This window comes from Ensifer adhaerens (genome assembly GCF_000697965.2).
GTDB classification, from domain to species: Bacteria; Pseudomonadota; Alphaproteobacteria; order Rhizobiales; family Rhizobiaceae; genus Ensifer; species Ensifer adhaerens.
Map to the genome: position 1 here is coordinate 425,618 of NZ_CP015882.1, position 19,879 is coordinate 445,496.

The 19,879-nt window shown below is 62.3% G+C and carries 17 protein-coding genes; 9 read left to right on the plus strand and 8 right to left on the minus strand.

Annotated features, from left to right (window positions below; genetic code table 11):
- Positions 1-90: 90 nt before the first annotated feature.
- The 8 genes from FA04_RS29650 to FA04_RS29685 form a co-directional block, all read right to left on the minus strand.
- A complete protein-coding gene (locus FA04_RS29650) occupies positions 91-987 on the minus strand; it encodes a LysR family transcriptional regulator (RefSeq protein WP_034791732.1) in 897 nt (298 codons plus the stop codon).
- A 57-nt stretch (positions 988-1,044) separates the two neighbouring features.
- A complete protein-coding gene (locus FA04_RS29655) occupies positions 1,045-2,577 on the minus strand; it encodes an ABC transporter ATP-binding protein (RefSeq protein WP_034791879.1) in 1,533 nt (510 codons plus the stop codon).
- Between the two features lie 5 nt (positions 2,578-2,582).
- Positions 2,583-3,515 carry an ABC transporter permease gene (locus tag FA04_RS29660; RefSeq protein ID WP_034791733.1) on the minus strand — a complete coding sequence of 311 codons (933 nt, stop codon included), beginning with the start codon at positions 3,513-3,515 and terminating at the stop codon, positions 2,583-2,585.
- 79 nt (positions 3,516-3,594) lie between these two features.
- Positions 3,595-4,689 (minus strand): ABC transporter permease, encoded by a 1,095-nt coding sequence (locus FA04_RS29665; protein WP_051659225.1) that lies wholly within the window; start codon positions 4,687-4,689, stop codon positions 3,595-3,597.
- 67 nt (positions 4,690-4,756) lie between these two features.
- A complete protein-coding gene (locus FA04_RS29670; protein ID WP_162250988.1) occupies positions 4,757-5,746 on the minus strand; it encodes a BMP family protein in 990 nt (329 codons plus the stop codon).
- A gap of 54 nt (positions 5,747-5,800) precedes the next feature.
- Positions 5,801-7,096, minus strand: coding sequence for an amidohydrolase family protein (locus FA04_RS29675; RefSeq protein WP_034791735.1), 1,296 nt, complete (start codon positions 7,094-7,096; stop codon positions 5,801-5,803).
- 222 nt (positions 7,097-7,318) lie between these two features.
- Positions 7,319-8,107, minus strand: a complete 789-nt coding sequence (locus tag FA04_RS29680; RefSeq protein WP_034791888.1) for an aldolase — start codon at positions 8,105-8,107, stop codon at positions 7,319-7,321.
- 185 nt (positions 8,108-8,292) lie between these two features.
- Positions 8,293-9,189, minus strand: a complete 897-nt coding sequence (locus tag FA04_RS29685; protein ID WP_034791737.1) for a LysR family transcriptional regulator — start codon at positions 9,187-9,189, stop codon at positions 8,293-8,295.
- Between the two features lie 164 nt (positions 9,190-9,353).
- Between FA04_RS29685 and FA04_RS29690 the strand changes: the two genes are divergently transcribed.
- The 9 genes from FA04_RS29690 (at position 9,354) to FA04_RS29730 (ending at position 19,878) form a co-directional block, all read left to right on the plus strand.
- Complete coding sequence (locus FA04_RS29690) at positions 9,354-10,745, plus strand: nucleobase:cation symporter-2 family protein (protein WP_034791739.1); 1,392 nt, start codon at positions 9,354-9,356, stop codon at positions 10,743-10,745.
- Positions 10,746-10,806: 61 nt separating this feature from the next.
- Positions 10,807-11,670, plus strand: coding sequence for an FAD binding domain-containing protein (locus FA04_RS29695; protein WP_034791741.1), 864 nt, complete (start codon positions 10,807-10,809; stop codon positions 11,668-11,670).
- Positions 11,667-12,149 (plus strand): (2Fe-2S)-binding protein, encoded by a 483-nt coding sequence (locus tag FA04_RS29700; protein WP_034791743.1) that lies wholly within the window; start codon positions 11,667-11,669, stop codon positions 12,147-12,149. The genes FA04_RS29695 and FA04_RS29700 overlap by 4 nt, the downstream gene beginning before the upstream one ends.
- Positions 12,146-14,452 (plus strand): xanthine dehydrogenase family protein molybdopterin-binding subunit, encoded by a 2,307-nt coding sequence (locus FA04_RS29705; RefSeq protein ID WP_034791745.1) that lies wholly within the window; start codon positions 12,146-12,148, stop codon positions 14,450-14,452. Before FA04_RS29700 ends, FA04_RS29705 begins: the two co-directional genes overlap by 4 nt.
- Positions 14,453-14,454: 2 nt before the next feature.
- Complete coding sequence (locus FA04_RS29710; protein ID WP_034791889.1) at positions 14,455-15,570, plus strand: CobW family GTP-binding protein; 1,116 nt, start codon at positions 14,455-14,457, stop codon at positions 15,568-15,570.
- A 401-nt stretch (positions 15,571-15,971) separates the two neighbouring features.
- Positions 15,972-16,895 carry an amidohydrolase family protein gene (locus FA04_RS29715; RefSeq protein WP_034791747.1) on the plus strand — a complete coding sequence of 308 codons (924 nt, stop codon included), beginning with the start codon at positions 15,972-15,974 and terminating at the stop codon, positions 16,893-16,895.
- An 18-nt stretch (positions 16,896-16,913) separates the two neighbouring features.
- Positions 16,914-17,858, plus strand: a complete 945-nt coding sequence (locus tag FA04_RS29720; RefSeq protein WP_034791749.1) for an amidohydrolase family protein — start codon at positions 16,914-16,916, stop codon at positions 17,856-17,858.
- Between the two features lie 60 nt (positions 17,859-17,918).
- Entirely contained in the window at positions 17,919-19,292 is a 1,374-nt protein-coding gene (locus FA04_RS29725) for a UbiD family decarboxylase (protein ID WP_034791751.1), read from the plus strand.
- Positions 19,293-19,296: 4 nt separating this feature from the next.
- On the plus strand, positions 19,297-19,878 hold the full coding sequence (locus FA04_RS29730; protein ID WP_034791753.1) for a UbiX family flavin prenyltransferase: 582 nt from the start codon (positions 19,297-19,299) through the stop codon (positions 19,876-19,878).
- Position 19,879 lies beyond the last annotated feature (1 nt).

Consider the following 19,879-nt stretch of genomic DNA (forward strand, 5'->3'; position numbering starts at 1 on the left):
CAGCAATTGGTGTGAGTTCAAGCCTTTGCGCGTAGGAGAAAAGTGCCCGGACGGCGCTGGGCAGCGAGACGACCGGCCGTTTCCCAGGCCTCAGACCTGTTTCGCAACGCTGGCGATGAAGGCCGCTTTCAGATGCTCGGCGGCGGGCGAGAGGCTGTGGTGGCGCCGTTGAAGCAAAGAGACGTCACGCATGACGATGGGGTCAATGAGATCGACTGTCGTTACACCGACGGCCGAGGCGAGCTGTCCGGAGTTTTCCGGTAGCACCGAAACGCCCATTCCGGCGGCAATCATGCTGATCGCCGTTGTCGAAAAGCGTACCTCGTACTTTGGCCGGTAGTTCGGCACGACGCGAATGAGGTTGTGCTCGACGATGTTGCGCAAAGGGTTGGAGGCGGCAAGCGTGATTAGCGTTTCGTCCTTGAGCTCGGCCCAGCGCACGGATTTGCGCTTGGCAAACCGGTGATCCTCGCGGCAGACGAGCATCAGTTTGTCGCGCAGCAGCGGGGTGGCGGCGATTTCGGGGTCTTCCTCCGAAAGGGTCCCGACGGCGATATCGACCTCGTGGCGCTTGAGCGCCGGGGTTATCTGCTCTTCCGGCATGTCGCGAATGTTGACGGAGATCTCCGGATACTTGTTCAGGAATCTGGCGATGATCGGCGGTACGACCGTTGCGGCAAGCACGATCGCCGCGGCGATCGTCACTTGCCCACGCTTCAGCGAAGCGTTGTCGCGCACGTCGCCAACGGCAAGCTCGAGGTCCTTCATGATCTTGCGCGCCTGGGGCAGGAATTCCTGGCCGACCAGGGTGAGGGAGACCATGCGCGTGTGCCGGTCGAACAGGCGCACGCCGATCTCCCGTTCCAGATCCCGGATGAGGATGCTGACCGCGGACTGGGTGAGATGGAGGTTGCGTGCGGCGATGTTGAACTGGCCGAGCTCGGCCACAGCAATGAAGGCCCTGAGTTGCCGCAGGGTTATGTTCATATACGCGCGGCCTCCCGTTACATCGCTCCCATCAAAGCCTGCCAGACCTCGGCTTGTCTACCCCGCAAGTGCGGCTTGCTCTTTGTTGCCGGCCATGAGCAGGCCGAGTTCGTCGAGACGGGCGCGGTCGGGCGGCAGTTCGCCAAGGATTTCGCCGTGGAACATGACGACGATGCGGTCGCAGATTGCAAACAGCTCCTCGAGTTCCGTGGAGATCAGCAGAATGGCGCGGCCGCTGTCGCGCTGGCGCAGCATCTCCTCCATCACGAACTCCATCGCGCCGATATCGATGCCGCGCGCGAGCTGATTGACGAGGATGAAATCGGGATCGCGCGCCAGCTCCCGCGCGACGACGAGCTTTTGCTGGTTGCCGCCTGAAAGTGCTGCGATCGGCTGGTTCTCGTCCCGGCTCTTCACGCGAAACCGCTTGATCAGGTCGCGGGTGTGCTCGCCGATGACCTTGCGGTTGAGCATGCCCCCCGTCGCGAACGGTTTTTGGTCGTAACGCTGCAGAATGGTGTTTTCGCTGAGCGACAGCGGCAAGACGATGCCGTGCTTGTGGCGGTCTTCCGGAATGTGGGAAAAACGCCTGGCATTGATTTCTGCCGGGTCGAGCCCGGTTATATCGTTTCCGTTGAGAACGACGCGCCCGGAATCGACCGGCAGCAGGCCGGAGAGCGCGAGCGATAGTTCCGTCTGGCCGTTGCCGGAAACGCCTGCTATGCCGACGATTTCGCCGGCGCGTACATCGAGGCTCACGCCGCGCACGGCCGGAAGGCCGGTCTCGGCGCGGCAGGTGAGGTTTTCCACCGAAAGCACGATACGACCTGGCGGTTTGGGGCTACGCGGGAGCTCCATGCGCACCTCCCGACCGACCATCATGCGCGCGAGCTCACGCGCATTTGTCTCCCCGACCCTGACCGTATTGACGACGCGGCCGTCACGCATGACGCTGATGCGATTGCTGACCCGCATCACCTCGTCCAGCTTGTGCGAAATGAAGACGACGGTCTTCCCATCCTTCACCAGATCACCCATCAGCGAAAGGAGGCGGTCGGTCTCTTGCGGGGTGAGAACGGCGGTCGGTTCGTCAAGGATGAGCAGGTCGATACCGTGGAATAGCACCTTCAGGATTTCCACCCGCTGCTGCTCGCCGACCGAGAGGTCTTCGACGATTGCGTCGGGACGCACGTCGAGGGCGTAGCGCTCGGAAAGCGCGCGGATCTTTCGGTGGACCTTGTCGATATCGGATATGACGCTGAGCGCCGAACCCTGGCCGAGGATGTAGTTTTCTGCCACGGTCAGGTTCGGTACCAGCATGAAGTGCTGGTGCACCATGCCGATCCGCTGGCGGATCGCGTCGCGTGGGCTTGCAAAGCGCACCGATTGTCCCTTGTAGACGATCTCGCCTTCATCCGGCCGTACCATGCCACAGATCATGCTCATCAGCACGCTCTTGCCGGCGCCGTTTTCGCCGAGCAGCGAATGGATCTCGCCTTCCTCGATTTCGAGCGAAACGCCGTCGCTGGCGATGATAGGGCCGAAACGTTTGCGGATATTGTCGATGCGCAGGAACGGTTTTGCCGACATGTCGATCACCTCATCTCGTAGGGCTGGCCAAGCTTGCTGGGTGCGGCACCCTTGCCGCGGAAGGCGACGAGCGTGACGATCGTCATGATGTAGGGAAGCGCCTGCAGCACTTGGTAGGGCACGACGATCGATGCCTGCGCCTGGAGCATGAGCTGCAGGGCGTAAAAGAGGCCGAAGAGCAGCGAGACGAAGAAGGCGCCGATCGGCGACCAGCGGGCAAAGACCACGACGGCAAGGGCGATGAAGCCGCGGCCGGAGGTGATGCCTTCGACGAACTGGTTGGAATGGCCAAGCGTGAGGAACGCGCCACCGAGCCCTGCAAGCCCTGTACCGACGAGAACGGCGGCATAGCGGTAGCCGACGACACTGCGACCGGCGACGTCGACGGCCTTCGGGTGCTCGCCGACGGCGCGAAGCGTCAGGCCGAAGGAGGTGCGGTAAAGCATCAGGGTGGCGAGTATGGCGACCAGCACGGTCGAATAGACGATCAGGTTCTGACGGAAGAACGCCTCCCCGAGAAAGGGCAGATCGCTCAGCCAGGGTATGTGGACCGGCTGGGCGATCTCGATGCCCTTGCCGGTCGAAACGTAATAGGTGCGAAAGAGGAAGGCCGTCAGGCCCATGCCGAGCAGGTTGAGGGCCGCCCCCACCACGATCTGGTCCGCCTTGATGGTGATCGTGAAGACGGCGAAGACGAGCCCGAACAGCATGCCGCCGGCAACGCCGGCCAATAGCCCGAGCGGAATGTTGCCGGTGGCTGCGGCCGCAGCGAAGCCGCAGAAGGCGCCGACGAGCATCGTGCCTTCGAGCCCGATGTTGAGCACGCCTGCGCGCTCGGAAAAGACCTCGCCGATCGAGGCGAAGATCAGGGGGGTGGCAAGCCTCCAGGCGGCGCCGACGAGCGCTGCGAGAAAGGTGAGAGAAATCATGTCGTCCATGGGTTCGACCCTCCAGGAATATCGCCAAAGTTTTGTTTTCCCGCGGGCGGTCTACGGCGACGCGGGAGTTTCCATGCTTTCAAGCCACAGTCCTGAGGATGTCGCGCAGCTTTGCGAAGGCGACGACCGAGAGGATGACGATGCCCTGAATGACCAACACCAGGACCTGCGGGACCTGTGAGGTGATCTGGAGGACTTCCGAGCCGGAGCGAAGCGTCGCAAAAAGCCCGCCCGACAGGATTGCCGCCAACGGATTGTTGCCGGCCAAGAGCGCCACCGCGATGCCCTCGAAACCATAACCCGGCGAAATGTTCTGGTAGAGCCGACGTGTGACGCCCGCCACCTCGAAGGCGCCGGCAAGGCCTGCCATCGCGCCGCTGATGCACATCGCGATCATGACGTTCCTGGCGACGTTCATGCCGGCATAGCGGGCGGCATGCGGGTTGAGACCGACGACGCGCAGCGCAAAGCCGCGGCTGCTTCTTCGCAGGAAGATGTACAGCGCAACCGCCAGAACCACCGCAACGAGGATGCCGATGTGAAGCCTAAGGTCGGTTACCAGGCGTGGCGTCCAGGCTTCGCGCACCAGCCTTGCCGATTGCGGATAGGCGGCACTCGCATCGCGCATCGGACCGGTGACGAGATAGCTCGTGAGGATGAGGGCGATGTAGTTGAGCATGATGGTGGTGACGATCTCGCTTGCCTGAAAGCGCACCTTCAGATAGCCGGCTATGCCAGCCCAGGCGGCGCCCGCAAGCGCCCCCGCCAACATCACAAGCGGCGCATGCACCCAGACGGATAGGCCGTCGATGCTGGTGCCGACAAGGGTTGCGGCGATCGCTCCGACATAGAGCTGGCCTTCGGCGCCGATGTTCCAGATCGAGCAGCGAAACGCGACGCACAGCCCTGCACCGATCAGGATCAGCGGCGTCGCCTTCAGGAGAATTTCTCCGACCGAGCGTATGTCCTGGAACGAGCCGAAGACCATGACGGTGACGACGTCGCTGCCGTTGAAGCCGTTGAGCCAGAGCAGCAGGGCGCCGAAGGCGAGTGCGACGAGAACTGCCGCGATGGGTGTCAGGGCGCTGATCGCAGCCTGCGAGAGTGTCCTGTAGAAAGCTTGGGCTGCTTGAGAATTCACGGTCTCACGCACTCCCTGGTTTATCTCAGCCATGGGTGTGTCCATTGGTGTGATGCGGGAAGTGGCTGCGGCTGGATATCCCGCCGCAGCATGGAGGCAGCTATTCTGCGCCGGTCTTGATCTCGCCGGCGGCGATCTTGGCGCTGATTGCCTTGACCTCGGCGCGGATATCCTCCGGCACGGAGACCGGGCCGTCGTCGCGGAAGGTAAACGAGATGACCTTCGGGTCCTTCAGGCCGAAAACCACGTTCTCCGTGGGCGGGTGGCCTTCCTTGATCGCGCGAACCACTTCGACCACGCCTTGAGCATAGTCGGCGACGTAGAGCCCGAGAATGTTGTTAGGCGCAACCTCGGTAAAGTCGCTGAAGATCGAGAAGGAGCGCACGTCCGGGCCGGATTCGGCAATCGCCTGGTAGCCGCCGACGGTGGCGCCGGAAGCGTTCGGTACGACGAAGTCAGCGCCTTGCGAGATCATGCTGAGCGCCGCTTCCTTGGCGGCGGTCGTATCGGTGAAGTTGCCGATATAGGCTTCGCTGATCGGGAAGTCCGGATTGATGCTTTTTGCGCCGTTCTTGAAGCCGGCGAATGCCTGCTGGATCGGCGGGATTTCCATGCCGCCGACAAGGCCGGCCTTACCGCCCATTTTCGCAGCGATCACACCCATCAGGTAAAAGGGCTGGCTGGTATCGGTATTGAGCCCGATAACGTTGCCTTCGTGGATCGCGCTCGACGAGATCAGGAAATAGGTGTCCGGATAATCGAGCGCGACATCGCGCGCGGCGTCCTGGAACTCAAAACCGTGGCCAAGGATGACCTTGTAGCCCTGGCTCGCATAATCTCGAAACGCCTTTTCGAAGGAGGCCGGGTTCTGCTGCAGCTCGACATAGCTGATCTTGGCGCCAAGCTGTTGCTCAACGCCCTTGAGCGCGTTGTAGCCGATCCGGTTCCATCCTTCTTCGGAAACACTGCCGGGCACGAGAAGGCCCATCTTGAAGTCTTCGGCGTGCGCGAGGTCCTGCCAGAGTATTCCGGTCAGGGCCATTCCGAGAGTGGACGCAAGCAGCAAACGACGTGAAATTTCAGTTATCATTTCATTCCTCCCATTAGATTGCAGTCCCAATCCCCCCGGAGCAGCCGTTCCCTTTTATGCGTTCTCCTTCAGGCGGATGTTTTCAGTAGTGCTCTGCGAGACCAGGCGCCCGTTCGAAAAGACGAAAGCCCGATCCGGCCCGCCGGCAATCAGCGTGTCGGTATCGATGCAGTCGGTAATGACGAAGTCGGCGCGCGCGCCGGGTCTGAAACCGTAGTCCTTGCCAAGCCCCATCAGTCGGGCAGGGGCCGTCGTGATCATGCTGTGCGCGGCTGAGAGCTCGTCCCCGCGCAGATGGCCTGCAAGCAGTGTCCAGCGGGCGATTTCCAGCATGTCGCCCGAGCCGGTCGGAACGAACGGATCCTGGATATTGTCCGAGGCGGTGGCGATGGTGATGCCGGCGCGATGGAGTTCGGCGACACGCGTCAACCCGCGCGGCGGCAGCATCTCGTAATCGCGGCCCTGTAGATAGAGATTTGCGGCCGGCAGTGTCACCACGCCGACATTCAGTTTGTCCAGGCGCTCTGCTATCCGCTGGAACTCCCGGCGCGGCAAGGCGCTCAACACCGAGACGTGGCTGAAGACGGTGCGCCCCTGCATGCCGAAGCGCTCGACGCGTTCGAGTGCGGCGTCGATGAGATGCACGCCGGCATTGAGGTGTTCGTCGAGGTGCAGGTCGATAGGCTTGCCGGATTTCACAGCGGCCGAAAACAGGATGTCGAGGTAGCGCGGCGGGTCCTCGGAAACGGCGGGCGTTCCGCCGACGGCATCGGCGAGCGCAACGGCGCCGTCGATGTTGTTGCCGAGCCACTCGAAGTCTTGGCCTGGATGCGGCGTCATGAAGGCGACGAGCTGAAGCGTGATGCGGTGCTTTTCGGCATCGCGAATGGCGGCCAGCGTCTCGATGCCATGGAAACCGGCATCCTTGTCGACGTTGATGTGGCTGCGGATCGCGGTCGTGCCGCGCGAAAGACATCGCCCGATTGTGCGCGTCGCGCGCTTGTGAATGTCGTCGGGGCCGGCGGTGCGGGCGTATTTCGCAAAGGCTTCGCGGGCGCCCTGGAGCGTGCCGGAGGGATTTGGCGTAAACCGCAGCACCCCCGTCTTGTCGAGATGCTGGTGCGCGTCGACGAAGCCCGGCGAAACGAGCATGCCGGAAATGTCTATGCAGGCGCCGCACGAACCGGTGTCGAGAAAGGGCTCGACGACCGTGATGCGCCCGTCGGCGCCGACGATAATGTCACTTGCCGACTGCGAGCCGTCATCGTTTATGACGGTACCGCCCGTGAGGGCAAAGGACTGACCGGGGATCAGTCTTGCGAGCAACGCAGCTGGATTTTCACGTACCATGTCGTCCCCACCTTGTTGTTATGGCGGGAAACTAAGCACGCGCTTTTAATTCAAACAAATTCATTATTTCAATTATTTGATAAATGGATCGTATTAATTGCCGATCGCCAGGCACCGTTCGAGCATGGCCAACGTCATGGAAAGAGACGCCTGATCAACTGGTTGACCGGCAATCTGGAACGGGCCGATGCGATCGCTTTTGGCATCGGCCCTGGTTCGCATTCAGTGCCTGTATTGCGGTTCCTCGGCGTCGAGTTGCCGGCGGATGGCGGCAAGATGGGCCCGTGCCGACTCCGGGTCACCCTCGCGCATCTGCCGGTAAGCGGCCTCAGCGATCTGTGGGGCGACGGGCAGGACTTCCCGTCCGGTGGACATCGCAAGCACCTGCACTTCGGCCGCCCGTTCCAGATAGTAGAGATCGTCCCAGGCATCGGCGATTGTCGGCGCCAGGACCAGCACGCCGTGGTGTTTCAGGAAGACGATATCGGCGTCGCCCGCTGCAGCAGCAATGCGAGCGCCTTCCCGATGGTCGAGGGCAAGGCCGTTGTAGTTTTCGTCGACAGCGGTGCGTCCGTAGAATTTCAGCGCAGTCTGGCCGGCCCAAATCAAGGGGGCGCCCTCGGTCATGGATAAGGCGGTCGCATAGGGCATGTGCGTGTGGAAGGCGACTTTTGCGCGCGGCAGCCGGCGGTGGATTTCGGCATGGATGTAAAAAGCGGTTGCCTCCGGCTCACCGTCACCGTCGATGACGGTGCCCTTGAAATCGCACACCAGCAGCTTTGATGCCGTCAGCTCGCGAAAGGCATAGCCGTAGGGATTGACGATGAAGAGATCGTCATGGCCGGGTACGACAGCCGAAAAATGGTTGCAGATGCCCTCTTCGAAGCCGTTGCGCGCCGCCATGCGGAAGCAGGCCGCCAGATCTTCCTTGGTGCTGCGGATGGCATCTGTGGAAAGGTTGGGCCGGTTCGACCGTGCCGCTTCGGTGCTGCTTTTCAGGGAATGCGCCATGAGTTGCTCCTGGTTTGGCTTGAGCTGGGAGCGGCGGCCGGCCGAAAGCCCGCCGCGCGCAGCGAAGGCTGCGCCCTGCCTGCCCGCCGTTCCGCGGTCCAGCAGCGCGCCCAGATAACGCCGGAAAATGCGCGTGGTCAAACGCAAGGTCGCGTCTGAATACAAGACGTCTTTCCATGGAAACGTCAGTGCACGGATTTCAGCAGGAAGTCGCGAAACCGCCGGGCGGCCGGAGAGAGGGAGCGCGTGCGTTTCTGGATCAGGCTGACTTCGCGCTTGATGTGCGGCTCGGTCGGCGTGCGCACGACGAGGCCCATGGAGGTCGCAAGCCGTGTGACCGCCGATGTCATGATCGCGACGCCGAGCCCGCCTTCGACCATGCCGATAATCGTCAGCGGCAAGGCCACCTCCTGCATCGCCTTGTCGAAGGGCAGCACGATACCGTTGCGTGCCAGCTCGTTTTCGAGGCGGTCCCTGATCGGATTGCCGCGGTGCGGACCGATCAGCTTGCGGTCAACCAGGTCGGTCCAACGAATTTCACGCAGCCTGACCAGCGGGTCGTCCGGGTGAAGGACGATGAGGAATTCGTCGGTCGTCAGCCGGGTACCCATCAATTCGGTATCGTCCTCCGGCACGGTTCCGATCCCGAGGTCGACCGAGCTGTTGGTCACCTGTTCCAGGACGGCGATCTCCGCCACGTCATGGAGAGCGACGGTAATATCGGGGTAGAGCCGGGTGAAGGCGTTGACGAGCTGCGGCAGCATCAAAGCCGCCTGCACGGTGCCCGCTGCAATCGAGACCTTGCCACGTCTCAGCGCATTCAACTCGCGCGAGCTCTCCACCATGCCATCGATGTCGGCGACGGCACGTGCGGCAACCGGCAAGATGTCCATGCCGGCCTGCGTAAGCCGTAGAAGACGCGTATGCCTGTCGAAGAGACGCAGCTTCAAATTCTGCTCCAGCTGCCGAACCAGCGTGCTCACCGCCGACTGCGAGGAGCCGAGCCTGTCGGCGGCGAGGGTGAACTGCCCCAGATTGGCTACGGTGACGAAGGCTCGAAGCTGTTTCAGCGTGATGTCCATGCCGGTCCATTCATTCAATTACTATATGAATAAATATGATTGTGCCGATTGTTTGCTGATTTGGCCAGCCGCATGATCCGCTTTGTACGGCGTGCGGTGACCACATCATGAGGCCGAAGTTGCCCTCCCACCGCGCCGGAAGCTGTTCGCTGGGAGGAAAGCGAATGCATAAATCCGATACGACTGATCCTGTCGAAAAAACCTACCCGATCCCAAGTTTGATGGCCCTTGGCCTACAGCATGTTCTCGTCATGTATGCCGGAGCGGTCGCCGTGCCGCTCATTGTCGGCAGCGCACTTCAATTGCCCAAGGAACAGATTGCGATGCTCGTCAGCGCGGATCTCTTCTGTTGTGGCATCGTCACCCTCATCCAGGCGCTCGGCATCTGGAACATCGGCATTCGCCTGCCGATCATGATGGGGATTTCGTTCACCGCCGTACCCTCGATTATCGCGACGGGCACCAATCCCGATCTCGGCATGCCGGGCGTCATCGGCGCGGTCATCGGCTCCGGGGTGTTCACGATCCTGGTCGCGCCGTTCTTCGGCCGCTGGGTACGGTTCTTCCCGCCTGTTGTCACCGGCACGGTGATGCTGGTGATCGGCCTTTCGCTGATGCGCGTCGGGGTAAACTGGGCGGCAGGCGGCCAGCCGATGATCAAGGGTCCGGACGGCATGATCCCGAACCCGGCCTACGGCGCGCCGTTCGCGCTCGCCGTGGCTGCCATCGTGCTCATGTCGATCCTGCTTCTCACCCGCGTTCTCAAGGGCTTCATGGCCAATCTTGCGGTCCTGATCGGGATCGGGATCGGCTTCGTGGTCGCGATCGCTGCCGGCAAGGTGGATTTCCACGGCGTTGCCGAGGCCGACTGGGTGCGCATCATTCACCCGCTCGCCTTCGGATGGCCGATCTTCGAGTTCTGGTCGATCCTGTCGCTCTGTGCGGTCATGACCGTCATGATGATCGAATCGACCGGCCAGTTCCTGGCTGTCGGCGACATGGCCGGACGCAAGATCACCGAGGCAGAACTGACCCGGGGTTTGAGAACCGACGGTGTCGGTAACATTATCGGCGGCCTGCTCAACACCTTCACCTATACGACCTATGCGCAGAACGTCGGACTGCTGCAGATCACCGGCGTGCTCAGCCGCTTCGTGGTGGCAGCGGGCGGCGCCATCCTGATCCTGCTCGGCTCGCTGCCGAAGGTTGCCTTCGTCAGCGCATCGATCCCGAGCTATGTCGTCGGCGGTGCGGCAATCGTGATGTTTGGCATGGTGTCGGCGACGGGGGTGAAGATCCTGTCGAAGGTGGATTTCGTGGCCAATCGCCGCAATCTCTACATCGTCGCCGTCAGCGTCGGCCTCGCCATGGTGCCGGTCGTTGCCGAAAACATCTTCGATCAGCTGCCGGCGGCGATCGAGAAGTTCCTGCACAGCGGCGTGCTCGTCGGCACCTTTGCGGCGGCACTGCTCAACATTCTCTTCAACGGCGTTCCGGCGAAAGAGCCGGAGGAGGCCGAACTCGTGGACGGAGCGCCGGCTGCCGACCCTGCCTAGAGAACAACACCATTAGTCCGGCGGCCGCGCGCCGCCGGAGCCCCAACCCCAAGAGGATTCCATGAGACGCTTCGACTATCATCGGGCGGAAACGCTGGAGCATGCCTCCCGTCTTCTCACCGAGCTCGGCGACGACACATTCCTGTTCAACGGAGGCACGGACCTTTTGGTCGAGATCCGCGAACGGCTGCGCCGCGTGCGCAACGTCGTCGACATCAAGCAGATCCCTGGTTTGTCCGACATCACCTATGACGAGACGCGCGGACTGACCTTCGGTGCGCTGGTGACCGTCGGACGGCTGGAGAACCTGTCGCTGGTGCGCCAGCGATATCCGAACCTGCGTTCAGCACTCGCCTCGCTCGGCTCCATCCAGGTGCGCAACCGCGCGACCGTCGTTGGCAATATCTGTCGCGCCTCACCGTCGGCCGATACCATTCCGCCCTTGGTGGCGGACGGCGCCTTCGTGCACATCTACAGCCGCACCAACATGCGTGTGGTGCCGATCTGCGAGTTCTTCACCGGTCCCGGCAGGACCGTTCTCGCCAAGGGCGAAATCGTTACCGGCATCACCGTGCCGCCGGCGGGTGACAATACCGGCAAGGCCTATCTCAAGCACGGCCGTCGAAAGGCGATGGAGCTGTCCACCGTCGGCGTCGCCGTCAGCCTGGCGATGGACGATGGCGTCTGCAGCGACATCCGCATCGCGCTCGGTGCGGTCGGCGCCACTGTGCTGCGCGCGCCGCAAGCCGAAGCCATGCTGCGTGGCACGAGGCTCGATGCTGAGACGGTCAGGAGTGCTGCCGACAGGGCGATGGAGGAATGCACGCCGATCAGCAACGTGCGCGCCAGCGCAGACTACCGCCGCGACATGGTCGGCGTCCTGACCGGTCGCGCCATCAAACAGGCATTGGAGACTTTCGCATGAAACGGATGGTCGAATTCACCGTGAATGGCGAGGCGCGCGAGATGGCCGTCGATGGCTGCTGCTCCCTGCTCGATGCGCTGCGCGACGAGGTCGGCCTCACCGGCACCAAGAAGGGCTGCGATGTCGGCGACTGCGGCGCCTGCACCGTGCTCGTCGATGGCGAGCCGGTCAACGCCTGCCTGATGCTTGCCGTGGAAGCCGAAGGCCGTGCGGTCGAGACGGTCGAAGGGCTCCAGCCGGGTGTCGATCGACTGCATCCGCTGCAGGATGCCTTCATGCGGCACGGCGCCTCGCAATGCGGCTTCTGCACGCCCGGCATCCTGATGATGGCGAAGAAGCTCATCGACGACAATCCGCACCCGACTGACGAGGACATCCGCTTCGGGCTCTCCGGCAACATCTGCCGTTGCACGGGATACACCAAGATATTCGACGCGATCAAATCGGCCGCGCGCGAGATGGAGGCTGCAAGACCATGAACATGACCACCCCCATTGAACAGCGCGAGTTCAAGATCGTCGGCAAGAGCGTCAAGCGCGACGACGTGCTCGAAAAGGTCACGGGCGAGGCGCAGTATACCGGCGATATCAAGCTGCCCGGAATGCTGCACGGCAAGATCAAGCGCGCGGCGATCGCCCATGCGCGCATCAAGTCGATCGACGTCAGCAAGGCGCTCGCCTATCCGGGCGTCAAGGCTGTGCTGACCCACGAGACCGTGCCACGCGTGCTGCACTATGGGTCGCCGCATCCACGCTCGGCCTCCTGCACCAAGGACCAGTACATTCTCGACGACAAGGTGCGGTTCTGGGGCGAGGGCGTCGCCGCCGTCGCTGCCATCAGCGAAGAGATCGCCGACGAGGCGCTCGACCTGATCGAGGTGGAATACGAACCTTTGCCGGCCGTCTTCGAGCCGGAGGACGCCGCGCAGCCAGGCGCACCACTGATCCACGACGTTGGGCCGGGCGGCAATCTTGTGCTCGACCCGGTGCGCGTCAACCGCGGCGACATCGATAAGGGTTTTGCCGAGGCGGACTTCGTTCTCGAGGGCACGTTTGCCGGCGGGCGGCCGCACCCGGCCTATATGGAGCCGAACGTCTGCATCGCCGACTGGGACGGTTCCAACAAGCTGACCTTCTGGACCTCGACCCAGACCTCTTTCATGGTGCGTGGCATCCTTGCAGAAGTGCTCGGCCTGCCGCTCACCAAGGTGCGCGTGCTCGTCGACCATATGGGTGGCGGCTTTGGGGCCAAGCAGGACCTGTTCCAGCACGAGTTTCTCTGTGCGCTTTTGGCGAAGGAAACCCGCCGGCCGGTGAAAATGGAGTTCACCCGCCACGAGACATTCGTGGCCGGTCGTTCCCGTCACCCTTGCCGGATCTGGCTGAAGCAGGGCTTCAAGAACGACGGCACGCTCGTCGCCCGCGACATGAAGCTGGTCTACGATTCCGGCGCCTACGGGTCCCATGGCCCGGGCGTGACCATCGTTGGAACCACCGCCGCTACCTCGCTCTATCGCTGCGAGAACGTGCGGCTGGAGGGGCGGTGCGTCTACACCAACACCCCGATCAACGGCGCCTTCCGCGGCTACGGCGTGGTGCAGAGCTACTATGCGCTCGACATCCAGATGGATGAAGCGGCCGAACGGCTCGGCATGGATCCGGCCGAACTGAAGCTGAAGAACGTGGTGGGCGCCGGCGACATCGCGCCATCCGGCCATCCGATCCTCGGTCACGGGCTTGAAATCTGCCTCAAGCACGGCATCGACGTGCTCGACTGGAAGGCGCTTTGGAACCGCGACCGGGCTCCAGATCCGAAGCGCCCGCACATCCGCAAAGGGTGGGGCATCGGCTGCGAGATGCACGGCTCGTCTGCCTATCCCGGCATCAAGGAACAGGGCAATGCCACGGTGAAGGTCAACGAGGACGGAACGGTGACGCTGCTAACTGGCGCTGCCGGACTTGGCACCGGAGCCCATACGGCGCTGGCGCAGATCGTTGCCGAAGAGCTCGGGGTCCGCTTCGAGGACGTCGGCGTCATCCATGGCGACACGGACGTGGTTCCATGGGACATCGGGGCCTTTGCCAGCCACACGACCTACCTGGTCGGCACGGCCGCCAAGATGGCGGCCGGCAAGGTCCGCGCTGCCGTGCTCGCCAGGGCAGCGATGAAACTTCAGGTCTCGCCCGACGAGATCGACCTTTCCGAAGGCAAGGTCTTCCTCATCGCCGAGCCAGATCGCTCTATGACGGTGTCGGAGGCCATGGGGCCTTCACGTGGCATTCCTGCCGCCAATATCGTTGCCAACGGCACTTACGAGCCGACGAAATCCTACTCCTTCGCCGCACATTTCACCGAGGTGGACGTCGACACGGAAACGGGCATCGTCGAGGTCAAGCGCGTCGTGCCTGTGCACGACGTTGGACGCGTCATCCACCCGATCGCCGCGCAAGGCCAGATCGAGGGCGGCATCCAGCAGGGCATCGGCCACACGCTGACCGAGGACTACGTCATCGACAAGAAGACCGGGCGCTCACTCAATGCGGGCCTGGTCGACTACAAGATGCCGCTGTCGATGGACATGCCCGACATCGAGACGATCATCCTCGAGGCAGCGCCCGACCCGGGTGGTCCCTGGGGCGCCAAGGGTGTGGGCGAAGATCCGATCATCGCCATCGGCCCTTCCATCGCCAATGCCATCCACGACGCCATCGGCGTTCGCTTCCACCACTATCCGATCACACCGGAAGACATCCTGAAAGCCTTGAGGGAGAAGGGCGCATGAACATGCATATCGAACCTGCGAGCCAGCAGAAACTCCCGATCACGATCCTCACCGGTTTCCTCGGATCAGGAAAGACGACACTGCTCAACTACATTCTCACCGAGCGTCACGGTCACCGTATCGCGGTGATCGAGAACGAATACGGCGAAGTGGACGTCGACAGCGACCTCGTGCTCGCCTCGGACGAGGAAATCTTCCAGATGCAGAACGGCTGCATCTGCTGCTTCGTCGACGTGCGCAACGACCTGATCGACGTGATGAAGAAGCTCCTGAGCCACAAGGACAAGTTCGATCACATCATCGTCGAGACCTCGGGTCTTGCCGACCCGACGCCGGTCGCCACCGCCTTCTTCGTCGACCGTAGCGTGGCCGACGAGGTGGAGCTCGACGCCGTCGTCACGCTGGTGGACGCAATGCACATCGACCAGCATCTCTACGATCCGGTGCTCGACGGCAGCGACAACCAGGCGGTCAACCAGATCGTCGCGGCCGACCGCATCCTCGTCAACAAGATAGACCTTGCCGGGGAGGATGCCCTCGGTTCGCTGGAAACATCTCTGCGCAGGCTGAACCAGACAGCACCCATCCTGAGGTCCAGCTACGGCAAGGTGGATCTCTCCAACATTCTCGGTGTCAAGGGCTTCCGGCCGTCCTATGTGCGAGAGCGGGCGGAAATTCTCGACATCGACATGGATGACGATCGCGATGCCGAGCACCATCATCACCATGATTGCAAGGAGCCGTGTTGCGACCATGGGCACCACCATCATCATGACCATGGACGCGCGCACGCGACCCCCCTTCGGCCGCACCAGCATGACGCGACTGTGAAATCCCACTCCTTCGTCTATCCCGAAGCCTTCGACGGCGAGAAGCTTGCAGGTTTCCTCAAGGGCTACCTCGGCGAGCACGGCGACGACATTTTCCGCACAAAGGGCATCGTTTCCGTTGCCGGAGACGACCGCTTCTTCGTGCTTCAGGCCGTGCACAAGCTCGTCGATTTCCGCCCGGACCACGCCTGGGGCGAAGACAAACGGAAGTCGAAGTTCGTGTTCATCGGCCGCAATCTCGACCGCGAAAGTATCGACAGAAACTTGCGTGCATGCCTGGTGCCTTAGCAGCGAATCTCCACGCCGGACGGCGCTTGCGTAAGCCTTTCTGTCTGAGCCGCCCGCGCCCCTCCAGCGCGGGCGGTTGCTGCTGCTTTCAATGACAAAAATCGTTTTAAAAACAATTGTTTAGCTCATTTTTTGAGTTGACAAGAATCGCGCGAAGTGGTTCCTTTGAAGGCGAGTAGAAGCACCGACAATTGCTCACCGTCTGTTGGAAGATGAGGCTGCGATGTCGATGCTGATCACCAAAGGAACACCCGGTTGCCCCGCCCTGGGAGCTTATGCGCCGGCCTGTTCCCTCCGTCTTCGGCATTTCCTGAGATCGCGGATCCAGGCCTGGCTTTGGCCGGCATGGCGTTCATCGCGCGGCCCCGCATCGACCGGACCCTCTACGACAGGAGAAACCTATGATTATTGACCTGAGCTGCTATCCCACCGATCTGGTGGACCTGGCTTGGCGACACGACGGACCGCCGTTCACCGGCGACAAGCTGCTGAAGATGATGGATGGCCCCTACTATGTGAACGGCAAGCCGCGCCGGATCGACAAGGCCTTCATTCAGCCGCCGCAAGGCAACACCATCTACACCCACGAGGTGATGGATCTCGAGGGCAAGGCCGCCATCCGCCAGTACATGGCCTACACGGAAAAGATGGTGACCGAGCACCCCGACCGCTTCCTCGGCTGCTTCGTCTACAACCCGCGCTACGGCACGCAGAACGGCGCCGAAGAGATCGAACGCTACGCCAAGGAGTTCGATTTCAAGATGGTGCAGCTGCAGGCGAACATGCACGCCTACCGCCCGGACCGTGCGCTCGACTGGCTGCGACCGGCACTGAAGAAGTGCGCGGATCTCGGCCTGATGGTGAAGGTGCATACCGGTGACGGACCGTACTCGATCCCGACGGAGTTCTATCCGATCATCCGCGAGTTTCCGGAGGTCAACTTCATCCTGGCGCATTTCGGCGTTCAGACCGGCGGCGTCTACGTGTTTGAGCCGATGCAGATGGCACTCGACACACCGAGTGTCTACGTGGAATCCGGCTGGTGCCTGCAGTCGCGCATCGTTGAATTCGCCAAGGTTCTGCCCAAGCACAAGATCCTCTTCGGCTCGGATACGCCGCCGAACGAACCGGGCATGTGGATCAACCTCCTGGAGGTTCTCTGCCACGAGCCGCCGCAGGGCCTGAACCTCGATGAGGATACGCTCGAAGATTACCTTGGCAACAACGTCGCCCGGATGATCGGGCTGGAAGCGACGAAGCCACCGGCCACCGTCGAGGAAGCCGAGGCGTATCTGCGCCAGCACGGCGTCGCCCTTGCCGCGTAAATTTGAACGGAGTGAACAATGATCATTGATACCCATCTTCACCCGACCAACCTCGTCGACGAGGCGTGGCGTCACACGGGCGAGCCCTTCACCGGCGAGCGCATGCTGAAGCTGATGGACGGCCCCTACATGATCAACGGCAAGCCGCGCCGGATCGACATGGGCTTCATCCAGCCGCCGCCGGGCAACACCGGCTACCGCGACGGCAACCGCAAGGGTCGCGACGGCATTCGCGACTACATGGCCTATTGCGCCGAGCTTTGCCAGAAGTACCCGGACCGCTTCATCGGCAACTTCAACTACAACCCGCGCTGGGGACCTGAAAACGGCGCTGCGGAGCTGGAATTCCACGTCAAGGAATACGGTTTCAAGATGTTGAAACTGCACGCCAACATGCACGGTTATCGTCCCGACCGCGCGCTTGATTGGCTGCGTCCGGCGATGAAGAAGTGTGCCGAACTCGGCGTCGTCGTGCTCATCCACACGGGCGACGGCCCGTACACCATCCCGACGATGTTTTATCCGATCATTCGCGAGTTCCCGATGGTGAACTTCATCATCGGTCACTTCGGCATCCAGACCGGCGGCAACTATTCGTTCGAATCTTTCTGGATGGCGATGGATACCCCGAACGTCTATTGCGAGTCCGGCTGGTGCTTCCAGTCGCGCATCGTAGAGTTCGCCCAGCAGTTGCCGAAGAACAAGATCGTCTTCGGCACGGACAGCCCGCCGAACGATCCGGGCATGTGGCTGCGCGAACTGGAAGTGCTCTGCAAGGATCCGCCGCACGGCATCAACCTCTCCGAGGACGATCTCGAAGGCTATCTCGGCAACAACATCGCCAAGCTCGTCGGCATCGATCCGTCGCCGCCGCCGCGCGACCTGAGGGACGCTCAGGCGCGTCTGAAGGATAGCTATGCCGGTGTCGACCGGGCCACGGGCAAGCACAAGGAATTTGCCTGAGTAAAGACGACGGCGCCCATTCCGGGCGCCGTCACCCCCCGGTCGCGTCGAGGCAAAGATATGACCCAGTACCACAAGCAAGATGTCCGCAGCTTCCTCGCCGACTACAGGGCGGAGCACCCCGAAGATATCATCACCATCGACCAGCCGGTCTTAGACGATCAGGATGCGACAGCGCTGATCTGGAACCTGGCTGAGCGGGGGCGACATCCCATGCTGCACCTGAAGGATGTCAGCGGCGCCGGCAGCGAGGTCCTCTGCAACATCTTTGCCTCACGCGATCGTATCGCCCGTCTGCTCGGTTCGACCGCCGACAGGTTGCACGAGGCCTACCAGGCGCGCGCCAACCGGCCGTTCACGCCGGAAGTCCTGAAGGAAGGTCCGATCACGGAGGAGATCGTCTCGGGTGATGCCGTCGATCTCAACGCGTTGCCGATGCTCAAGCACTTCGACACGGACCGGGCGAAATACATCACCAGCGGCATCATCATCGGCGAACATCCCGAAACCGGCGCCGGCAATCTCAGCTACCACCGCGCGATGATCCATTCGAAGAATTCGCTCGCCACCTCGCTGCATTCGCGTGGCCATCTCTGGCGGCTGATGAACATGGCCAAGGAGAAGGGCAGGCCGATGCCGGTCGCGATGGTCATCGGCGGCCATCCGCTCTTCATGATCGCCGCCTCTGCCCGACTTGCCTTCGGTGAAGACGAACGCGATGTTGCCGGCGGCCTGATGGGCGAGCCGCTTCAGGTGGTGCGGACGCCAAAGCACGGCATTCGTGTTCCCGCCCATGCCGAGATCGTGCTCGAAGGTGTGCTGGATCCCGAGGCGCATGTGGAGGAGGGGCCGTTCGGCGAGTTCACAGGCTATTCCTCCGACCGCTCGACCAACAACCTTTTCACCGTCGAAACCGTCATGCGCCGGCGCAATGCCATCCTTGTCAGCGTGGCCGGCGGCAATTCGGCCGAACACCTCAATCTCGGCCGCGTGCCGCGCGAGGCCGAGGTGGTGGAGAAGCTGAAGGCGCGATTTCCTTCGATCACCGCGGTACACTACCCCTCGTCGGGCACGCATTTTCACGCCTACATCGCCATGAACCAGACGCGTGAGGGGGAGGCGCGGCAGGTCATGCTCGGCCTTCTTGGCTGGGACCAGTACCTGAAGACCGTGGTCGTGGTGGACGCGGATGTCGATATTACCCGCGACAGTGAGGTGCTCTGGGCGCTTGCCACTCATTTCCAGCCGCACAAGGACGTCGTCATCATCGAAGGCCTGCCAGGCAATGCGCTCGACCCCTCCGCCAGCGGCATCGGCACGACCTCGCGGATGGGGCTCGATGCGACGCGCGGCCCGAATTTCCATGGCGTGCGCGCCCGCATCAGCGACGAGGCCTGCGCGCGCGCCGCAGCACTCCTGAAAAGCGCGGGATAGGGCGATGACGCATCCAAGACGCATGATCGTTGGCATTTCGGGCGCGTCGGGCGTGGTCTACGGCAAGCGCATCCTCGAACTGCTGCGTGACCTCGAGATCGAGACACATCTGATCATGTCGCGCGCGGCCTGCATCACGCTTGCGGCCGAGGCGACGTTTTCCAGACAGGACCTCGAAGCGTTGGCGACGACCACCCATTCCAACAAGGATATCGGCGCCGTCTGTTCCTCTGGCTCCTACAAGACGCTCGGCATGATCGTCGCCCCCTGTTCGGTCAAGACGCTGGCCGAGATCGCCACGGGCACGACGGACAACCTCATTTCCCGTGCGGCCGACGTGGTGCTGAAAGAACGTCGTCGCCTCGTCCTGATGCTCAGAGAAACGCCGCTTCATCTCGGCCATATCCGTAACATGGCGCATGTGACCGAGATGGGCGGCATCATCTATCCGCCTGTCCCAGCCTTTTACGCGAAACCTCAGAGCATCGAAGACATGGTCGACCACACCGTCGGCCGCGTGCTCGATCTCTTTGATCTCGATCCGGGTATCGTGCGCCGCTGGCGGGGAACGCAGGGAGTGGAGTGAG